This window comes from Kosakonia sp. S57, from assembly GCF_016516575.1.
Lineage (GTDB): Bacteria > Pseudomonadota > Gammaproteobacteria > Enterobacterales > Enterobacteriaceae > Kosakonia > Kosakonia cowanii.
Genome location: NZ_JACVUL010000005.1, coordinates 177,045 through 196,463, shown reverse-complemented (window position 1 = coordinate 196,463; position 19,419 = coordinate 177,045). Strand labels below are relative to the sequence as shown.

The 19,419-nt window shown below is 50.2% G+C and carries 16 protein-coding genes and 1 tRNA gene; 8 read left to right on the top strand and 9 right to left on the bottom strand.

The genetic code is table 11. The features are described 5' to 3' along the window. Nucleotides 1-49 precede the first annotated feature (49 nt). The gene (shiA, locus tag IAE48_RS07000) at nt 50-1,366 is read left to right on the top strand and encodes a shikimate transporter (protein ID WP_200133905.1); all 1,317 of its coding nucleotides are present in this window, start codon (nt 50-52) and stop codon (nt 1,364-1,366) included. Nucleotides 1,367-1,407: 41 nt separating this feature from the next. On the opposite strand, the gene cbl is transcribed toward shiA, so the two are convergent. Both cbl and nac read right to left on the bottom strand, forming a co-directional pair. Continuing rightward, nucleotides 1,408-2,358, bottom strand: a complete 951-nt coding sequence (cbl, locus tag IAE48_RS06995; protein WP_200133904.1) for an HTH-type transcriptional regulator Cbl — start codon at nt 2,356-2,358, stop codon at nt 1,408-1,410. A 101-nt stretch (nt 2,359-2,459) separates the two neighbouring features. Further along, entirely contained in the window at nt 2,460-3,377 is a 918-nt protein-coding gene (gene nac / locus IAE48_RS06990; protein ID WP_054803190.1) for a nitrogen assimilation transcriptional regulator NAC, read from the bottom strand. A gap of 341 nt (nt 3,378-3,718) precedes the next feature. Here nac and IAE48_RS06985 point away from each other — a divergent pair. The 7 genes from IAE48_RS06985 to aztD all read left to right on the top strand — a co-directional run bounded on the left by IAE48_RS06985 (nt 3,719) and on the right by aztD (nt 11,514). Beyond that, a tRNA-Asn gene (locus IAE48_RS06985) sits at nt 3,719-3,794 on the top strand. Nucleotides 3,795-3,955: 161 nt separating this feature from the next. Next, on the top strand, nt 3,956-5,212 hold the full coding sequence (locus IAE48_RS06980; RefSeq protein ID WP_200133903.1) for an integrase arm-type DNA-binding domain-containing protein: 1,257 nt from the start codon (nt 3,956-3,958) through the stop codon (nt 5,210-5,212). A gap of 184 nt (nt 5,213-5,396) precedes the next feature. After that, the gene (locus IAE48_RS06975) at nt 5,397-7,370 is read left to right on the top strand and encodes a PhoX family phosphatase (RefSeq protein WP_110223152.1); all 1,974 of its coding nucleotides are present in this window, start codon (nt 5,397-5,399) and stop codon (nt 7,368-7,370) included. Nucleotides 7,371-7,648: 278 nt separating this feature from the next. Beyond that, entirely contained in the window at nt 7,649-8,386 is a 738-nt protein-coding gene (aztA, locus tag IAE48_RS06970; RefSeq protein ID WP_200133902.1) for a zinc ABC transporter ATP-binding protein AztA, read from the top strand. Beyond that, complete coding sequence (gene aztB / locus IAE48_RS06965; RefSeq protein WP_076737899.1) at nt 8,383-9,240, top strand: zinc ABC transporter permease AztB; 858 nt, start codon at nt 8,383-8,385, stop codon at nt 9,238-9,240. The genes aztA and aztB overlap by 4 nt, the downstream gene beginning before the upstream one ends. 31 nt (nt 9,241-9,271) lie before the next feature. Beyond that, a complete protein-coding gene (aztC, locus tag IAE48_RS06960) occupies nt 9,272-10,222 on the top strand; it encodes a zinc ABC transporter substrate-binding protein AztC (protein ID WP_200133901.1) in 951 nt (316 codons plus the stop codon). Nucleotides 10,223-10,260: 38 nt separating this feature from the next. Continuing rightward, complete coding sequence (gene aztD / locus IAE48_RS06955; protein WP_200133900.1) at nt 10,261-11,514, top strand: zinc metallochaperone AztD; 1,254 nt, start codon at nt 10,261-10,263, stop codon at nt 11,512-11,514. Nucleotides 11,515-11,737: 223 nt separating this feature from the next. Here aztD and IAE48_RS06950 read toward each other — a convergent pair whose 3' ends face one another. From IAE48_RS06950 to thrS, 7 genes are all read right to left on the bottom strand, one after another. Further along, the gene (locus IAE48_RS06950) at nt 11,738-11,992 is read right to left on the bottom strand and encodes a hypothetical protein (protein ID WP_071825797.1); all 255 of its coding nucleotides are present in this window, start codon (nt 11,990-11,992) and stop codon (nt 11,738-11,740) included. Nucleotides 11,993-12,355: 363 nt separating this feature from the next. Beyond that, entirely contained in the window at nt 12,356-13,540 is a 1,185-nt protein-coding gene (locus IAE48_RS06945; protein WP_110223148.1) for an FAD-binding oxidoreductase, read from the bottom strand. A gap of 41 nt (nt 13,541-13,581) precedes the next feature. Continuing rightward, nucleotides 13,582-13,917, bottom strand: a complete 336-nt coding sequence (locus IAE48_RS06940) for a hypothetical protein (RefSeq protein ID WP_200133899.1) — start codon at nt 13,915-13,917, stop codon at nt 13,582-13,584. A 152-nt stretch (nt 13,918-14,069) separates the two neighbouring features. Further along, complete coding sequence (hemB, locus tag IAE48_RS06935; RefSeq protein ID WP_110223146.1) at nt 14,070-15,092, bottom strand: porphobilinogen synthase; 1,023 nt, start codon at nt 15,090-15,092, stop codon at nt 14,070-14,072. Between the two features lie 59 nt (nt 15,093-15,151). Beyond that, nucleotides 15,152-16,501, bottom strand: coding sequence for a dihydroorotase (locus tag IAE48_RS06930; RefSeq protein WP_200133898.1), 1,350 nt, complete (start codon nt 16,499-16,501; stop codon nt 15,152-15,154). Beyond that, nucleotides 16,498-17,349: a M14 family metallocarboxypeptidase gene (locus IAE48_RS06925; RefSeq protein WP_200133897.1), complete on the bottom strand. Its 852-nt coding sequence runs from the start codon at nt 17,347-17,349 to the stop codon at nt 16,498-16,500. The genes IAE48_RS06930 and IAE48_RS06925 overlap by 4 nt, the downstream gene beginning before the upstream one ends. Beyond that, nucleotides 17,342-19,294 carry a threonine--tRNA ligase gene (gene thrS / locus IAE48_RS06920; protein ID WP_200133896.1) on the bottom strand — a complete coding sequence of 651 codons (1,953 nt, stop codon included), beginning with the start codon at nt 19,292-19,294 and terminating at the stop codon, nt 17,342-17,344. Before thrS ends, IAE48_RS06925 begins: the two co-directional genes overlap by 8 nt. Between the last annotated feature and the right edge of the window lie 125 nt (nt 19,295-19,419).

Below are 19,419 nucleotides of genomic sequence, written 5' to 3'. Positions count from 1 at the left end.
GGTTTTAATAATAAAAAATTGCAAGATGTAAGGAACAGACAGGACAGCTATGGACTCCACACTCATTCCCCCCCGACCCGATGAGCAGACCCCATCCTCCCACCGCGCACGCCGCGCTGCATGGGGCAGCTTTGCGGGCGCCGTGGTCGACTGGTTCGATTTTTTACTCTACGGCATCACCGCCGCGCTGGTGTTTAACAGCGAATTTTTCCCGCAGATCGACCCGGCAATGGGCACGCTTGCCGCTTTTGCTACCTTTGGCGTCGGCTTTCTGTTCCGCCCACTCGGCGGCATCGTCTTCGGCCATTTCGGCGACCGCTTAGGACGTAAGCGGATGTTGATGATGACCGTCTGGATGATGGGCATTGCCACCGCCTGCATTGGCATACTCCCCTCTTTCGCCACCATTGGCTGGTGGGCGCCGGTATTGCTGGTGACTCTGCGCGCCATTCAGGGCTTCGCCGTTGGCGGTGAATGGGGCGGCGCGGCGCTGCTGGCGGTGGAGAGCGCTCCGGCCGGTAAGAAAGCCTTTTATAGTAGCGGCATTCAGGTGGGCTATGGCGTCGGCCTGCTGCTCTCTACCGGGCTGGTTTCGCTGATCAGCACGCTGACCACCGATGAGCAGTTCCTGAGCTGGGGCTGGCGTCTGCCGTTCCTGTTCAGCATTGTGCTGGTGCTTGGCGCGCTGTGGGTGCGTAATGGCATGGAAGAGTCGGTCGAGTTTGAACGCGCGCAGGCAGAAAAACCTACTGAGGCGAAAACCCGCCCGCCGGTGTTTGAAGCGCTGGTTCGCCATCCGGGCGCGTTTCTTAAGATTATCGCCCTGCGGCTGTGCGAACTGCTGACCATGTATATCGTCACCGCCTTTGCGCTTAACTACTCCACGCAAAACCTGGGCATGCCGCGCGAGCTATTTCTCAATATCGGGCTGCTGGTGGGCGGCGTCAGCTGCTTTACTATCCCGCTCTTCGCCTGGATGGCAGATCGCTTCGGGCGTCGGCGTATCTATATTACCGGTGCCCTGCTCGGGGCTATGAGCGCCTTCCCCTTCTTTATGGCGCTCGAAGCACGCTCTATTCTTGGCGTAGTTATCTTCTCCATTTTGCTGGCGAATATCGCCCACGATATGGTGGTCTGCGTCCAACAGCCGATGTTCACCGAGATGTTTGGCGCAGGTTACCGCTACAGCGGCGCGGGTGTCGGGTATCAGGTCGCAAGCGTGGTCGGCGGTGGCTTTACACCGTTTATCGCCGCCGCGCTTTTAACCTTCTCCGGCGGTGAGTGGCACAGCGTGGCGATCTACCTGATGATGGGTTGCTTGCTCTCAGCGGTGACAGCGATATTTATCAGGCCGCAGCCGCACTAATCCGATAAAAAAGCCTGCGTCTGCGCAGGCTTTTTTTGGCGTTAAATCTGGTAATCAATCGCCGCTTCATCCGGCTCCATCACCTGGCGTTTGATCTCATCGACCGACAACCCGGCATTACAGAGTTCAATAAAGCGCCAGACATAGTTGCGCTGCAACTGACCGCGCTTTAAGCCCAACCAGACGGTATTGGCATCGAAAAGGTGCCGGGTATCGAGGCGCACCAGTTTCCCCGTTTCATGCTCACCGCTGGACTGCTCCGCCACCAGCCCGACGCCGAGACCCAACTCGACATAGGTTTTGATCACATCGGAGTCCTGCGCGCTCAGCACCACGTCGGGAATTAACCCTTTGCGGGAAAAAGCTTCATCAATGCGCGAGCGCCCGGTGATGCCCTGACGATAGGTGATAAGCGGCCAGCGGCAGATATCCTCCAGCGTCAGCGGCGAGGCCTGCGCCAGCGGATGATCCTGCGGTACCAGCAGGCTGTGATGCCAGCGGAACCACGGGAAAGCGACCAGCGCGCTGTCATTGCTTAAGCGCTCGCTGGCGATACCGATATCTGCGCCGCCGTTATGCAGCAGGGTTTCAATCTCCTGCGGCGTCCCCTGGATAAGCTCAAGGCGAACCTCAGGAAAGAGCGCGCGGAAGGATTTGATTACCGACGGCAGGCTATAGCGCGCCTGCGTATGGGTGGTTGCGATGGTCAAAACACCGGAGGTGTCATTAGTGAAGAGGTCGGCGAGCCTGCGGACGTTGCTCGCCTCGTTAAGAATGCGCTCGGCAATCACCAGCAGCGCTTTGCCCGGCTCGGTCATGCCCAGTAATCGCTTGCCGCGGCGAATAAAGATCTCAATCCCCAGCTCCTCTTCAAGCTCGCGGATATGTCGACTCACGCCGGACTGCGACGTATACAGCATGTTGGCGACTTCCGTCAGGTTGTAATCCCGCCGCGCCGCCTCACGGATAATTTTAAGTTGCTGGAAGTTCACCCTTCGCTCCTGGCCCATCAATCATGACGTTATTGTTAAAGTCTGCGGCCAGGCAGAACAAATAATAAAAACCAGCAACTTATACTTTTAAGGAATAAAGACTAGCTTGCCAGTTGCAGCTCGCGGTTCTCCATCGTCGGGCGGCTGACCAGCGACAGCAGAATGTCTTTCACCGCTTGCGCCTGTGGTGACATGCTGCCGCGTGCGGAGACATTCAGCGACAACGGCAGGCTCATTGATGGCGTGGTGATGCGCGCCATCCAGCCGTTTGTGGCGCTACAGAGCGAGCGCGCGGCGGATTCCGGCAGCACCGTCACGCCCATTCCGCTGGCAATCGCCGCCGTCAGAGTGGCAATCGACTCAATCTCACCGATGATCTTCGCCGTCAGGCGGCGCAGAGAGAAGGCTTCATCCACCCGTAAACGCACGGCACTGTAATCGCGCGGCAGGAAGAGATTGAGTTCAGCAACCGCCGCCAGATCGACGCTCTGCCCCGGGCAATCCCGCGTGCCGACGAGGTAGAGATCCTCTTTCAGCAGCGGCAGGCTATTAATCCCGGCACCCGGCGCGCGCTCGTAGAGCACTGCCATATCGAGCTGGCCGTTCAACAATTTGTCGTTCAGCACCGTGCCGCTATTTTCATGCAGATAAACGGTCACTTCCGGCAACTCGGCGCGCACTGCTTGCAGTAGCGGCATGGTCACCGAAGATGCCGCAGTGCCGGGCGCGAGGCCAATCGATACCTGGCCGCGCAGTGTCTGGCCGACGTTGTGCACCGCCAGCTGCGCTTGTTCACACTGGCGCAGAATGGTGCGCGCATGGGTATAGAGGATCTTGCCCGCTTCCGTCGGCGTGACGCCGCGCTTGGTGCGGATCAGCAACTGTTGATCCATCTCGCCTTCCAGCGTTGCGACCTGCTGGCTCAGCGCAGGCTGCGCAATATGTAACACTTCAGCGGCCTGCGTCAGGCTGCCAATATCGACGATTTTTACGAAGTACTTCAGGCGTCTTAAGTTCATTTTGCCTCCTGTAAGGATTACCCATGCCAACGCTAAGAGTGATGATGTTGGGAGAGTTGCAATATGCTTGCCACATTTCCTGAGATGAATAAAAGGAGAGTTAAGCGGCTGGATAATAAGCCTTTCTAATCGCTATGGGATAAATAGAGGATGAAACAGCGGTTTGCTTATGCCCCATAAGGGGTAATTTGCACCAACGCGGTGCAAAACAGCGCCAAAAGCGGCGCAAATGGGCGCGGGATGAACAGATTGCCCAATTTGTCAGCAAACGGTCATCTCACTGCAATCCACCCTTTGACAAGGCCGATGGTCATCGATAATATGCGCCCCGTTCACACGATTCCTCTGTAGTTCAGTCGGTAGAACGGCGGACTGTTAATCCGTATGTCACTGGTTCGAGTCCAGTCAGAGGAGCCAATTTCCTGTTTTCATGCATCCTTGCGAATCATTATATGATGTTGGTTCAACAGGTTAGCGTGAAAAGTCTTCCCGGTGCATTTTGATTTTACCCTCCGCATCGGGAAAAATTGGTGGTCAAATCTGGGGTCAGGTTAGTTCGATAATGGAGTGACCCCCATATGTCCCTTACCGACGCGAAAATCCGCACTCTCAAGCCTTCTGATAAACCTTTTAAAGTCTCCGATTCCCACGGTCTGTATCTGCTGGTCAAGCCGGGTGGCTCACGTCACTGGTATCTCAAGTACCGTATTAACGGTAAAGAATCGCGCATTGCGCTGGGTGCCTATCCTGCCGTCTCCCTCTCTGATGCGCGACAGCAGCGTGAAGGTGTCCGTAAAATGCTGGCGCTGAATATCAACCCGGTACAGCAGCGGGCTGCTGAACGTGGCTCACGAACACCGGATAAAGTTTTTAAAAACGTGGCGCTGGCGTGGCATAAAAGTAACCGGAAATGGTCGCAGAATACCGCTGACCGTCTGCTTGCCAGCCTGAACAATCACATCTTTCCGGTCATCGGGAACCTGCCTGTATCAGAACTTAAACCCCGTCATTTCATTGACCTGCTGAAAGGGATCGAGGAAAAAGGTCTGCTGGAAGTTGCATCCCGCACGCGGCAGCATCTGAGTAACATAATGCGCCATGCGGTCCATCAGGGGTTAATCGATATGAACCCGGCAGTAAACCTTGGCGGCGCGACCACACCTCCTGTCAGACGGCACTATCCTGCCCTGCCACTGGAGCGGCTGCCTGAACTGCTTGAACGTATTGAGGCATATCATCAGGGCCGTGAACTGACGCGATTGGCCGTCCTGCTGATGCTGTATGTGTTCATTCGCTCCAGTGAACTGCGTTTCGCCCGCTGGTCAGAGATTGATTTCACAAACCGGGTCTGGACGATACCCGCGACGCGAGAACCCATTATTGGCGTGCGTTATTCCGGGCGCGGGGCCAAAATGCGAATGCCGCATATCGTCCCCCTCTCAGAACAGGCCATCGCCATTCTTAAACAGATTAAAGATATCACCGGTAATAATGAACTGGTCTTCCCCGGAGACCATAACCCGTATAAGCCAATGTGTGAAAACACGGTCAACAAGGCATTGCGGGTGATGGGCTACGACACGAAAAAGGATATCTGTGGACACGGCTTTCGGGCGATGGCATGCAGTGCGCTGATGGAATCGGGTTTATGGGCAAAAGACGCAGTAGAACGCCAGATGAGTCATCAGGAGCGTAATACCGTGCGCATGGCTTATATTCACAAGGCAGAACATCTGGAAGCCCGCAAGGCGATGATGCAGTGGTGGTCGGACTATCTGGATATATGCAGAAAAGCATATGTGTCGCCTTATATGATGGTTCAGGAGAACCGCTGAATTGTTAGTATAATGAAGCCGTCTCCGCTTATGTGGGAACGGCTTTATTTATCAGTAATACAAAAATGCCAGTGAACTATTTCACCTGAACCTCCGTTATTTTTGATGTTATAAATTTGTAACAAATATTTTTTAAACTGTCCTGTATTGCCCCGCAAATCTATGGAAATTACAGGAAAACGATATGAGCAGACCTCTTAAATCGGTGTTTAAAAAGGAGCACAGCGATGAGATCAGTAATCACAGCGTGAACCCCGTCTTTTCTGAGGTAGTCAGCGCTTTTATGTCCCGTCGCCGCTTTCTGCAAATGGGAATGGTGGCGGGCGCTGCCGTCTCCTTTCCTTATCTAGTCAAGCCAGAAAACGCCTTCGCGGCGAAGGCAAATCCCTCAGCATTATCTAAAGCGGTGTCGCTGGGCTTCACCAGCATTCCCGTTTCGATCGCAGACACTGTCACCGTGCCGGAAGGCTATATAGCCCGTCCGTTTTATCGCTGGGGCGATGCTGTGGGCATAAAGGGTAATCTGCCGGAATTTAAATTCGACGCCAGCAACACTACCGACGAACAGGCGGCGCAGGCCGGTATGCACCATGACGGCATGGCCTGGTTTAGCCTGCCGCAGGGCGAAGAGAACCCAGCACACGGTCTGCTAGCGCTCAACCATGAGTACATTGATAACGGCATGCTGTTTAAAGACGGTACCGCCAACTGGGATCTTGATAAGGCCCGTAAGGGTCAGAATGCGATGGGTATATCAGTTATCGAGGTGAAAAAAGATAACGTGGGCTGGCAGGTGGTCCGTCCCTCCAGCTTTGCTCGTCGCATTACCGTCAATACCCCCATGCAACTGAGCGGTCCGGCGCGTCATCAGGCGTTGATGAAAACCGCCGCCGATCCGCAAGGCGAAGTGGTACTGGGCACCATGCAAAACTGCGCCAATGGTCAAACCCCGTGGGGGACGTACTTGACCTGTGAAGAGAACTGGTCAGATATTTTTGTTAAAAAAGCGCCGCGTAACGTGCTGGAGAAGCGCTACGGCATTAGCGATAGCGATGAATCCTACCGTTGGAACGAGGTTGACGAACGTTTCAGCGTCGATAAAACGCCCAACGAGCCAAACCGCTTTGGCTGGGTGGTGGAGATTGACCCCTACGATCCGACCTTCACACCGCGCAAACATACCGCATTAGGTCGCTTTAAGCATGAAGGTGCCGCCGTGACGCTGGCGGGGGATAATCGCGTTGTGGTCTATATGGGCGACGATCAGAAATTTGAATACATCTATAAATTCATCTCCGAGAATAAATATGACCCTGCCGATCGCAAGGCAAATATGAAGTTGCTGGAGTCAGGTACGCTCTATGTCGCCAGATTCAATGACGACGGTTCCGGCGACTGGCTGCCGCTGATCTTCGGTGAAGATGGCCTTGATCAAAGCAATGGTTTCGACAACCAGGGTGATCTTCTGATCAAAACGCGCCTTGCTGCCGATACGGTGGGCGCAACAAAAATGGATCGCCCGGAATGGATAGCCGTTGATACCCATGCGAAAGGCAGCGTGTATTGCACGCTCACCAACAATTCCGATCGCGGTAAAGAGGGCAAGGCCACGGTAGACGCAGCCAACCCACGCGCCAACAACCAGTTCGGCCACATCATGCACTGGCGCGAAGAGAGCGCAGACCCCGCCTCAGCGAAATTTACGTGGGATATTCTGGTGCTTGCCGGGCGTACTGACAGTGACGATCCTAAAGCGAAAGGCTCCATGCAGGGGGCAGAATTCGGTAGCCCTGATGGGCTCTCCTTCGATCACCGCGGCGTGCTGTGGATCCAGACCGATGTCTCCTCCAGTACGATTAATAAAAAAGCGTATGAAGGGATGGGAAATAACCAGATGGTGGCGACCCTGCCCGGTACCAATGAGTATCGCCGCTTTTTGACCGGGCCACGCGGGTGTGAAATTACCGGTATCGCCTTTACGCCGGACAACCGTACGCTGTTTATTAATATCCAGCATCCCGGCGAAGGCGGCGACGACATTACCGATCCGAGCAACCCTCGGGCTATCTCCAACTGGCCAGATTCAAGATCAGACGGACGACCACGTTCTTCAACAGTCGTTATCACTAAATCGAATGGCGGGATAATCGGTACCTGATACATCTGGTGCCCTTTTGGGCACCATTTTTTATGGCAACAGCTTGATCCTCCCAACATTCCCCAGGTATCAAATATTTAATCTCGCTGTTATCTGAAGGAATTAACCTTAGCCTTTTATGTTTTCTCTTACTCGCTGAAACGATTATCAATTTTAGCGCTACCTTAAGCCTGGCTTCGTACATGCACGTTCCATATCAAAAAATCGATTAAACGTTTACATTGCAATTGTTATGTTATAACGTTCCAAAAAGTAACTAATTATGTGGAATGGATGTCATGCACGACTACTCTTTGCGTTTTGCAAATCTGGCGCTGGGTTATGAGGGTTTACCTGCGATACAAAATATTACCGGGACGATACAAAAAGGCTCCCTTACAGCCATCATTGGCCCTAACGGTTCTGGTAAGTCAACACTGCTTAAAGGTATCGCAGGGATTCTGGCTCCGTTAAGTGGCTCCTGTACCGTAGAACCAAAGGCGCGCATTGCCTATCTGCCACAAATATCGGAATTGGATCGCACTTTCCCTGCAACTGTTTCAGATTTAGTTGCCCTGGGTTTATGGCCTGAAAGAGGGTTATTCCGTCATCACAGAATTGAGGATCGTAAACGGCTTACTGATGCACTGGAGTCAGTAGGATTAGCAGGGTTTGAAAAAAGACAGATTAGTGCATTATCCGGGGGGCAGCTTCAACGCGCGCTCTTCGCACGGGTCATTCTTCAACAGGCAAACATCATCTTGCTTGATGAGCCTTTTAATGCCATTGACGCCACTACTATTGATGACTTGCTTGTGCTAATAAACCGCTGGCATGCTCAGAAACGTACTGTCTTAGCTGTCATGCATGATATCGGTCTGGTTAGAAATCATTTTCCACAGGCCATTTTGTTAAACGGTGAATTAGTGGCATGGGACGAAACAGAACAAGTTCTGCGCCATACCTCACTTCTACCGACACAGAATATGGGCACAGCAGGTGCTTTACCTGGGCAACATGAGGCTACACATTCATGAGCTGGCTTCATGAATGGGTTCTAGCACCTTTTGTCGGCTTCGGTTTTATGCGCCGGGCGCTTTATGGTTCATTTCTGCTTTGTTTAAGCGCTTGCCCGGTTGGCGTTTTTTTAACATTACGCCGTATGAGTCTGGTTGGTGATGCCATGTCACATGCTATCTTGCCCGGTGCTGCATTTGGCTTCTTACTCTACGGATTAGATATATTACCGATGACTATTGGTGGGCTTGTCGCAGGGCTGATAGTCGCTATTTTTGCAGGGGCGGTTTCCCGCTTAACAGTGCAAAAAGAAGACGCTTCAATGGCGGCTTTTTATTTAATCTCACTCGCCGTCGGCGTGCTCATTGTATCGCTTCGAGGCTCAAGCGTGGATCTTATGCATGTCCTGTTTGGAACTGTGCTTGCACTCAATCACGAAGCGCTGTTGTTAATTTTCTCTGTCGCGCTGCTCACACTTCTGCTGGTTTCTATATTCTGGCGCGCACTTATTGCTGAGTGCCTTGACCCTTTATTTCTTCGCTCAGTTTCACGATTGGGATCGCCAGTCCATTTTATTTTCCTGGCCCTGGTGGTACTGAATCTTGTCGCTGGTTTTCAGGCGCTCGGCACTTTACTCTCTGTCGGGGTAATGGTCTTGCCAGCTGTGACGGCTCGTTTCTGGACGAGACGTGTAGCAACAATGTGCGTAGCCTCTGTCCTGACAGGAATGCTTGCATGTATAAGCGGTTTGTTATTTTCATTTCATTTTTCACTCCCTTCAGGACCGTCAATCATATTATCTGTGGGAATTATGTATCTTGTCTCTGCTGCGGCCATGATGGTGAAAAACATCCGCTTAAAAAAACTTCGTTAATCTTTTCACTACAAATCGAGGAAATTATTTAATGAGAAAACCCGGTTTTATATCTTTATGCATCCTGACGACATCTATGCTTTTTTTATTTTTTACTTTCCCGGCGAAAGCGAAAATTAATGTCATAGCAAGCTTTTCTGTTATTGGCGATATGGCAAAAAACATCGGTCGGGATCGCATCGAACTGCGTACTATTGTCGGCCCTAATGGCGATGCTCATGTTTATGAGCCCTCTCCTGCTGACGCGATCGCTATGTCTAAAGCGGATGTCATACTTGTAAATGGTTTACAACTTGAAGGCTTTATTTCACGGTTGATCGAGGCAAGTGAAACTTCCGCACCGGTAATTGAAACAACAAAAGGAGCAAATATTCTCCAGGACCCGGCCGGCGGACACTATCACTTTTATGACGGTAAAGCGGTCTTTCATGCTGCACCGTTTGATCCACATGCCTGGCAATCAGTAGGGAATGCCAGAATATACGTGAAAAATATTGCAGAAGCCTTTTGTGCACAAGATAAAAGTAATTGTGATTTTTATCAGGCTAATGCCCGTATTTATGATGAAAAACTTGCGGCTCTGGAAAATAAAATTATTAAGACTGTCGCTACGATTCCACAGGAAAAGCGTACTGTCGTCGTAGGCCATAATGCATTCAAATATTTTGAACAGGCATATGGTATACATTTCCTTTCCCCTCAGGGTATATCCACCGAATCAGAGGCCTCTGCCGCTGACGTTGCCGGCATCCTTAAGAAAATTAAAGAAAATAACGCATCCGCGGTTTTTTCTGAAAATATTTCCAATCCACGTCTGGTTGAACAAATTGCCAAAGAAGCTGGCCTTAACGTGGCTGGCGTGCTTTATACAGATGCCTTGTCAGAGCCAGGAGGACCGGCTTCTACCTACCTGGAAATGATGGAACATAACGTAACGGCGATTGCGACAGCGGCGAGCAATAGCCGTAATACCCAGCCATAAATACCCGCCGATCAGTTTTATATATGATGGAGAACATTATGAAGAAACGCTTATTATCTACTTCAATCTCAACGCTGCTTTTGGGCCTTTCTGTGATGCCTGCTTTCGCAGATGAAGACGTAACCGCATGGCGTCTGTTCGTCGCCGATCATGATAAACCCGTTGTGAATGTTATTGATGCACTGGATGGAGATAAGCTCGCAACATTTAATGTTAAAGGCCCTGCAAATTTATCTCGCAGCGAAAGTGGTGCCACAATTTTCGCTATCCAGGGTAGTGCTGGCGTAGTATCCACAATCGCTTCAGGTATTGCTTTCCATGATCACGGAGATCATGCAGACATTGATATTGACGCTCCAAAACTATTACCGCTGGAACTAACGGGTAAAAAACCTGGTCATTTTGTTGAACGTCAGGGCAAAATTGCCCAGTGGTTTGACGGGGAAGATAGCGCGCAAATCCTGGGTGAAAGCGCCGTTCTTAAAGGTCAGAAGAATATAACTAAAGTAAATGTTGTTGCGCCACATCACGGCGTTGCTGTTCCTTACGATAATTATGCTGTCGTATCCATTCCCAACCCTGATGATGCTTCAAAACGACCTGTCGGCGCTCGCGTGGTGGACCTGCAAGGTAAAAAAGTGGGTGATGATGCCCTATGCCCCGGACTTCACGGTTCAGCCGGCTCGGGTGATACTTTCGCCCTATCATGTGAGACCGGCCTCCTGCTGATTACGCAAAAAAATGCGGCACCGGTTATCAGGCACCTTCCCTACGCGAAAACGTTGCCAGAGGGAAGCACATCCACCTTGATCGGTGGTAAGGGAATGCAATATTTTATCGGTAATTATGGGCCAGACCGAATTATTCTGGTTGACCCTACCGAATCGGATAGCTTCCGTTTGATTCAGTTGCCTACCCGTCGAGTCCATTTCGTTGTAGACCCGGTACGCGCGAAATTCGCCTATGTGTTTACAGAAGACGGAAAGCTTAATCAAATAGATGTCCTGAAAGGGGAAATTTCGCAGTCAGTGCGTGTCACTGATCCCTATTCAATGGATGGCCACTGGAATGATCCGCGGCCGAGAATCGCAGTCGCTGACAATAAAATTTACGTTACCGATCCGTTGAAAAGTAAAATTATTGTGTTAGACGCTACTTCTTTTAAAAAGACCAGTGAAATTAGTGTCGAAGGGCAGCCATTTAATATTGTTGCAGTCGGCGGTTCAGGAAAAGTACATGGTGAACATCACGATCATGAAGCTCATCATCATGAGGATGACCACGCTCATTAATACTTGTAAAACCTAACAACGCCTTTCACAGTAGATCTGCTGATAGCAGATCTACTTTCTGGCTTTAATAATCTTTTTGAATTTATCCTGAGAATCACATCCATGAATATCAAATTCCCTTTCATTTTTTTAACCTCGCTTTACAGCATTTACTGCTCTTGCTAATTACATCAGAAACTTTTCAGATTTCGGCCCATACAAGTAATATATTTATTTAACTCTCTCAAAGTTTTTGACTACGCAACATTGAACAGAAAGGGCAATTGCATCCAGCTACTGCCACAGCAGCACAGGTTCCTAAGGTCGTCGTCTGGAACTGACTACTATGCTGGCTGTAAAAGTTACTAATGATGTTGTCTTCTGTTGTGCGCAACTGCTTTCCTGAAAGATCTAAACCAGTCGTATCTTTCGCCTGAAATGCCAGAGCCGGAGTCGAAGCCATTGTCAGGGAGAATGCAACTATCTTACTGATTTTCATGTTAACCTCTTGTTAAATCTTCCTCTGAAACTACAGTATGAGAAAACGCATAACAACCAGTTAACTTTCGGTATGCGGAACATGAGCCTGGATGTTATAAAATAACATAACACACCCATAAAAAAATGATACTATTGGGTAGTGATGTTCCTCTTCAGAAGGCGTTCTGGCTGACTGTAACCAATGCGTACGCGGGCTATAATGGCCAGATATAGCCTGACATCACACACCTTGTCGTATTTTTGCAAGCTTAAACGCTTCAGGCCTGCCCATGTTGGACAGGCTTTTTGTTAATGCCGCTGAACAGGATCTGGTTTATTAGCTTTCTGATCCTCATTTCAGTGGTGAACATCGACTGAAAAATTACTGTGCGGCCGGGAAATGTAACGTAGCAAAAGCAGGAAAATCCTTTGCCGTTTTCCCAAGTAATCTTTCAGGAGAGAAATCACTCAAAAGTGAAGAACGCCTGTCGTGGAGAATCTCTTCCGCGCAAAGCCGTCCGATCAACGGCCCCAGTGTCATGCCACTGTGCGTCACCATGAGGTAGATCCGTCGCTTAGCAGAGATATAACCAAGTCCTGGAAGTCCATCTGCCGGTCGGGAACGCTGCCCAACAGCTATACGTTCCAGCTGTGCCATTTCCATATTATTAAATAGCTTCCGTAGCCTTTTGTGCATTTCTTCACCGATGTAGCTATCTACCGGTGCCGGGTTTGCAGGATTGGCAAAGCCGTCGAGGTCAGGACACTGAAGCAGTAATCGCCCCCCTCCTTCTGGCCGGACATTTAACCCTGGCGTGATTAAATTCGCCTGTAACTGGGTTAACACCGGGCGCGTATAGCCCAGAAAACCACATGCGATTTTATTTGGCTGGTTCGGATCGATCATTGCCAGTTGCTGCCCAAGTAGCGAAGCAAGTTCGGCAGACCATCTTCCCGCCGCAATGACTATACTGTCTCCCTGCCAACGTTCGCCATTGGCAAGGCTTATCTCTGCCCTATTTTTTTCTTCAGTTAACTCTGTCACTTCGCTTTGTGTTTTCAATTCGGAGTTATAGACATGAAGCTCGGACACCAGCCATGCCATAAAAATGGAAGGTACCAGTAAGCATTCACCTGGAAAATACCAGATATCTCCCGCATGAGATCCCACGCGGATTTCAGGAACTTTGCGCTTAAGTTCATCTGCGGAAAGGTTCTGAACAGGATAGTTCAGTTCCAAAAGACGGCTAACCCGGTCTTCTAACCGTTTTTGCTCTGGCGCACCAGCCGCCCATTCATAAGTCCCAGTCGCTTTTAGCCAATGACCTTCTGTGGTCCGTTCCTGTTGTAGCCGGATATGCTCGTCAATCGCCAGCGCATTGAGATGATGATAACTTTCTGGTGTTTTGCCATTTGAATTAATCCAGGCAAAAGTCGTGCTGCTTGTCCCCGCCCCCACATGGCTACGCTCAAAAACAGTGACTTTTGCTCCCTGTTGCGCCAGGGAGCGGGCCACGGACAGGCCGAGTACGCCAGCACCAATGACTGCTATTTTTTTGACCGACATGCCTTTCCTCCTTTTTATCAGCTTCCTGACGTTGGGCTTTCTTATGGCTTATCGCCAGGTTCATTCAATACGATCTCCATTGAAGGAGCTGATGTAAGCTTATCTTTATATTCAGCCGATATATCAGGAAGGCTGGTAAACTGACCATCAAGAAAAAGAAAATCTATCTTATTGGCAATATCCTCCAGCGCTTCGATTTCTGTTTTGAGATTTTCCCCCTTTTCCTTATTGCCATCCAGAAGCCAGTTAATTGTGCCGTTTTGCTTGGTTAATCCACCAAGATCAATGACATGACCATCGATATTCTGTGCAAGAATGCGGTTTTCACACAGGAAAAGTAGATAAGGCATACGGTCCTGTTTACTGGTTTCGACCATAACTGCTTCCTCCAGATTATTGGGCTGATACAAACGATTCGTCAGAATTCGCAATAAAGATAAGAATTAAAGTATAGAAATTCTCGCTGATTATGACGTTTGCTCTCAGCGGTGCTCCTGCTTAGCGACTAAAGAATTTTGTAAACAGGAAATCAATATTCCCGTTTATGTTGATTTAGCCACTGGGCTACCGAGCTGGCAAAGTAAGTCAATATGCCGTCCGCCCCGGCGCGTTTGAAGCATATAAGTGATTCAAGCACCGTTTTCTCTTCGTCGAGCCAACCATTTCGGAAAGCGGCCATATGCATCGTATATTCCCCTGAAACCTGATAGGCAAAGACTGGTACTGCAAAAGTTTTCCTGGCTTCCCTGATAATATCCAGGTAAGGCATGCCCGGCTTAACCATCACCATATCAGCTCCCTCCTGCAAATCCTGGGCAATTTCATGCAACGCTTCCATCGCATTCGCCGGGTCCATCTGATAATTCTTTTTGTCCCGCTTGCCCAGCGCCATGGCAGATTGAGTGGCTTCGCGAAAAGGACCGTAATAGTTTGACGCGTATTTCGCTGAATATGCCATGATCTGAACAGTCAGCAGGCCATTCGTTTCAAATGCCTGTCTGATATGCCCGATGCGGCCATCCATCATGTCGCTTGGCGCGACAATATCCGCACCCGCTTCGGCGTGCGTAAGCGCCTGTCTGGTCAGAATTTCTTTTGTCGGCTCATTAAGTACATATCCATGTTCGTCAATGATGCCGTCCTGACCATGTGACGTATAGGCGTCAAGAGCAACGTCAGTTATCACCCCAAGTTCAGGAAAATCATTTTTAAGCGCCCTTATAGCTCGCGGAACTAAGCCAGATGGATCCCATGAAGCGTCTGCCATCAGCGACTTATCAGAACTTTCGATACACGGAAATAGTGCAATAGCAGGTATACCTGCCTGGACAAATTGAGCGGCATCATGAACCAGCATATCAACCGACAGACGAAATACACCCGGCATCGACGGCACTTCCTGTCGCACGTTTTGCCCCTCAATAATGAATACAGGTAAAATCAGGTCGTTTACGGTCAGCTGATGTTCAGCGACCAGACGGCGACTGAAAGAATGGGTGCGGGAACGGCGCAGTCGTCGCGCCGGGAAAGAACCAGGAATGATAATACTCACAAAATGTACCTTTTCTGCTTCTCAGGGAGAAGTTAAGCCTGAGCAAAATAAATACGTGACTAGCGACAGAATTCCAGTGGCAGGCCGTACTTCTGCTGTATGGTGTGCCCATTCCAGATAACGTGGCCATTTACCAGCGTCATATCAACCGCACCACCGCCTGACAAAATCCGGCCTTCAAAGGGGGACCACCCGCATTTGTATGCCACATCTTCCCGGATTATCTGTTGATGACTGAACGGATCGATAACCACCAGGTCCGCCCAATAGCCTTCTCTGATATAGCCACGATCTTTAAGCTGGAAGCGCTCGGCTACAGCATGGCTGGTCTTTCTTACCACCATTTCCGGGGTAAAAATCCCCCTGCTACTCATATCCAGCAGTGCAGGAAGAGCATGCTGCACCAGCGGTAAGCCGGAAGGCGCAGCAAAATAGTCATTCTGCTTTTCCTCCAGTAAATGCGGCGCATGGTCAGTTGCGATAACGTCGATAATGCCTTCATTAACGCCTTTCCAAAGAGCTTCCTGATGAAACGAGGACTTTACGGATGGATTACATTTGAGCTTATGCCCCAGCGTTTCATAATCGTCATGATTAAAAAACAGGTGATGAACGCAGGCTTCAGCCGTGATGGTTTTCTGGCGCAGCGCCTCCAGCGTGGGGGCTGCATCAAAAAGAACAAGTTCATCTGCGGTGGTAATGTGCAGAACATGTAATCGGGTACGATGTTTTTTCGCCAAAGAGACGGCCTGGCGGGAGGATGTCAGGCAGGCGTCCACAGAACGAATAGCGGCATGTTCGCCAGGAGGAATATCGCCCCCAAAACGAGCCCGCCATATCGCTTCATTTTGCTTTATTGTCGGGGTATGCTCGCAATGTGTTGCCACAAGACAAGGGGCATTAGCGAAAATACTTTCCAGCACCTGTTCATCGTCCACCAGCATATTCCCGGTAGACGCCCCCATAAAGACCTTCACCCCGCAGGCTTGCGAAGCCGTAAGCGCCTTCAGTTCGTCAAGATTATTGTTCGTCGCGCCGAAGTAAAAACTGTAGTTCGCCAGCGAAGAATGCGAAGCACGTTGAAATTTCTCACGCAGCGCCTGCAGGGTCGTTGTTGGTGGCGTAACGTTCGGCATTTCCATAAAACTGGTAATGCCTCCCATTACTGCGGCGGTGGATTCAGTGGCAATGTTTCCCTTATGCGTCAGACCGGGTTCGCGGAAATGAACCTGATCGTCAATCATACCGGGGATCACCCACTTTCCTCGCACATCAATAACCTGCCATTCCGGTCGGGAGGGAATAAGCGAGGCAATTTTCTGGATCCGTCCTTTATCAATGAAGATGTCGGCCGGATAGCGCATGTCCTCACTGATTATTAATGCATTGGTTAGTAATAAAGGCTTCATGACATCCCGCCCCCGATGCTGTTGCGCTCCAGTATGGATGAGATAAACGCGCCGATTAAATAACGGTTTGCCTCTATTCGCTTTGCAAAGGGTTGCAACCCCGGCGTTTCAGTGCACGCTGCGACGTCGGAACCTGAAGAGAACAACCAAGATTCAAATGACGAATCAAAATGGTTAAAGATGACGCCATCCTCACATTCACAGCCATCAACCTGCTCTTTTTCCATGGCCGGGAAAAAGCGTTCGAGTTCATCACGTAATGCCACGCTGAAATGACCCGGGCGAGTAGCATGTTCGAAAGTGTAGAGATACGCCTTATGACGAAGAATATCTTCATGGCAACAGAGCACACCATGACTGGCTGCGTTTTTCAGAAGCGTTTCATAGTTGAGCAGTACTTTACCTTCAACAGAAGGCTCGACCTCTGCCCCTTTGGTAAAGCCTCGGTTTGGGTTCTGTCCAAGACTGTTCAGGCGGCTACCTGTGCGCAGGCCAGACAGGTTTACAAGCGGTAAAAAACTCACGGCTACGTTATCAAACAATTCAGGGGAGCCTTCGCACAAAAAATCCAGCATCCCCCAACATCCCGCGGGTTCTTCTCCATGAAACCCTGCCGCAATCAGTACGTGAGGAACATCTGCCCCCTGATTAACAGACTGATAGAGTGATATTTCTCCATCACCAGTATTACTAAGAATGATCTCGGAAAGCCCCCATAGCCTGGATTGTTCTCTGAACGCTGTTTTATAAAAATCGATATCGTTGCTTTGGGTATCATCCTCCTTCACTGGCCAGACGTGACAACCGCTCTTGCGCCGGGGGATATCGCTTCTGCTTTGCTTAATCAACGTGAATCTCCGGTGGCTGGCAACATATTTTGATAGCTTCTGCCGCCTCATTGAGTAACAGCGTTCCCATGCACTTCCCGGTACGATCGCGCACCGTGACACGCGCCGCATCCTCCTCCGCATCGCCAACGATCAGCAGGAAAGGAATGCGGGCCAGAGTCTGTTCACGGATTTTAAATCCAATTTTTTCATTGCGAAGGTCGGCCTCACAACGCAGCCCTTTCTTGCGAAGCGCCTTCACAACCTGCTCCGCATACTGGTGCTGCTTGTCGGTAATCGTCATGACCACGGCCTGAACCGGCGACAGCCAGGCGGGCAGTTTACCGGCATAATGTTCAAGAAGGATACCGGTGAACCGCTCAAGGGAGCCGAAGAGCGCCCTGTGCAACATCACCGGGCGTTTTGTCGAGCCATCCTCGGCAATATAACCAATATCAAATCGCTCAGGCAGATTCATATCCACCTGTAGCGTTCCGCACTGCCAGTCACGACCAATCGCGTCGCGCAACACAAACTCCAGTTTAGGGCCATAGAAGGCACCTTCACCGGGATTTACCGACCATTGTATTCCCTGCGCTTCCAGAGAGTCTGAAAGCGCGTTTTCCAGCCGATCCCAGTCGGCGTCGCATCCCATGCGCTTTTTAGGACGGGTAGATAACTTGATTGCGATCTCTTCAAATCCAAACTGCTTATAAATATCAAGCACCAGTTGAAGGATACTTTTACACTCCCCCTCTACCTGTTCCAGCGTGCAAAAGATATGCGCGTCATCCTGAGTAAAGTGGCGGACCCGTAATAAACCATGCAGCGATCCAGAGGGTTCATAACGATGGACTTTACCAAATTCAGACAGGCGAACGGGTAAATCGCGGTAACTCTTGAGCCCGTATTTAAACAGCGATACCGCCCCCGGACAGTTCATTGGCTTGAGAGCAAAATTCCGCCCATCCTCGGTTTGTGTCGTAAACATATGATCACGATAATTATCCCAGTGACCGGAAATTTCCCACAAACTGCGATCCATGACATCAGGTGTATTGACCTCAACGTAACCCGCCACCTCATGGCGGTTGCGCATATAGGCAATAAGCGACTGAAAGATTGTCCACCCCTTGGGATGCCAGAAAACCGCGCCAGGTGCATTGTCCTGAAAATGAAACAAATCCAGCTCCCGGCCCAGCTTGCGATGGTCGCGTTTCTCCGCTTCTGCCGTTTTCTCAAGCCAGCCATCAAGCTGTTTTTTACTGGCCCAGGCCGTGCCATAAATCCGCTGTAGCTGTACGTTGCTGGCCTCCCCCTGCCAGTACGCACCAGATACGTTAAGCAACTTCATATTTTTCAGAAAACGAAGATCCGGAATCAGTGGGCCATTAAAGCCGTCTGTGAACTGTTTGAGATGGCATAATGTCACCAGCTCATCTGCCGGTATTTCCATCAGCCTCATTGATTTGAATTTCTCTCCCTGCCGCTCAAAACAGTCGACTGCCTGCGCTCGCGTAACCTGCTCTTTAAAAACCGGCGGGTTATCGGCGATCAATTTGGTCATGTGCTGCTCAATTTTCAGCAAATCGCTGCTGGTAAAAGGCTTATCTGTCGCGAAATCGTAATAAAACCCTTCTTCTGTCAGATGCCCTTCTACCCCTCTGGCAGAGGGAAACAGCTGATTTACTGACGCAGCAAGAAGGAGAAGGCAGCCACGGCGAATCGGGTCCAACGCTTCTTCGTCAAAAAGCGTGATGATATTGAGCGTGCCACTTTTCTGCACTGCCTCGTTCAGATCGATGTTTTGGCCATCGATTTCAGCATACACGGCGTTTTTCGCAACGGAAGAACCGATACTTTCCGCGACGTTCTGCAACGTGGTCCCTTTTCTGACGAGCTTCAGAGAGCCATCAGGAAGAGTAAAGGTGAGAGGTTCTGACTCTGTTATAAGCGCTTCTGACATTTTCGTATCCCGACATAGCTCAGTGATTAACAGCAACTATGTTGCATTAACCCACAAATTAACGCAACCATGTTGCATTAAAAGTCGCCTGCATGGAAATATCAATCCCTGCGTAAGGCATAAAA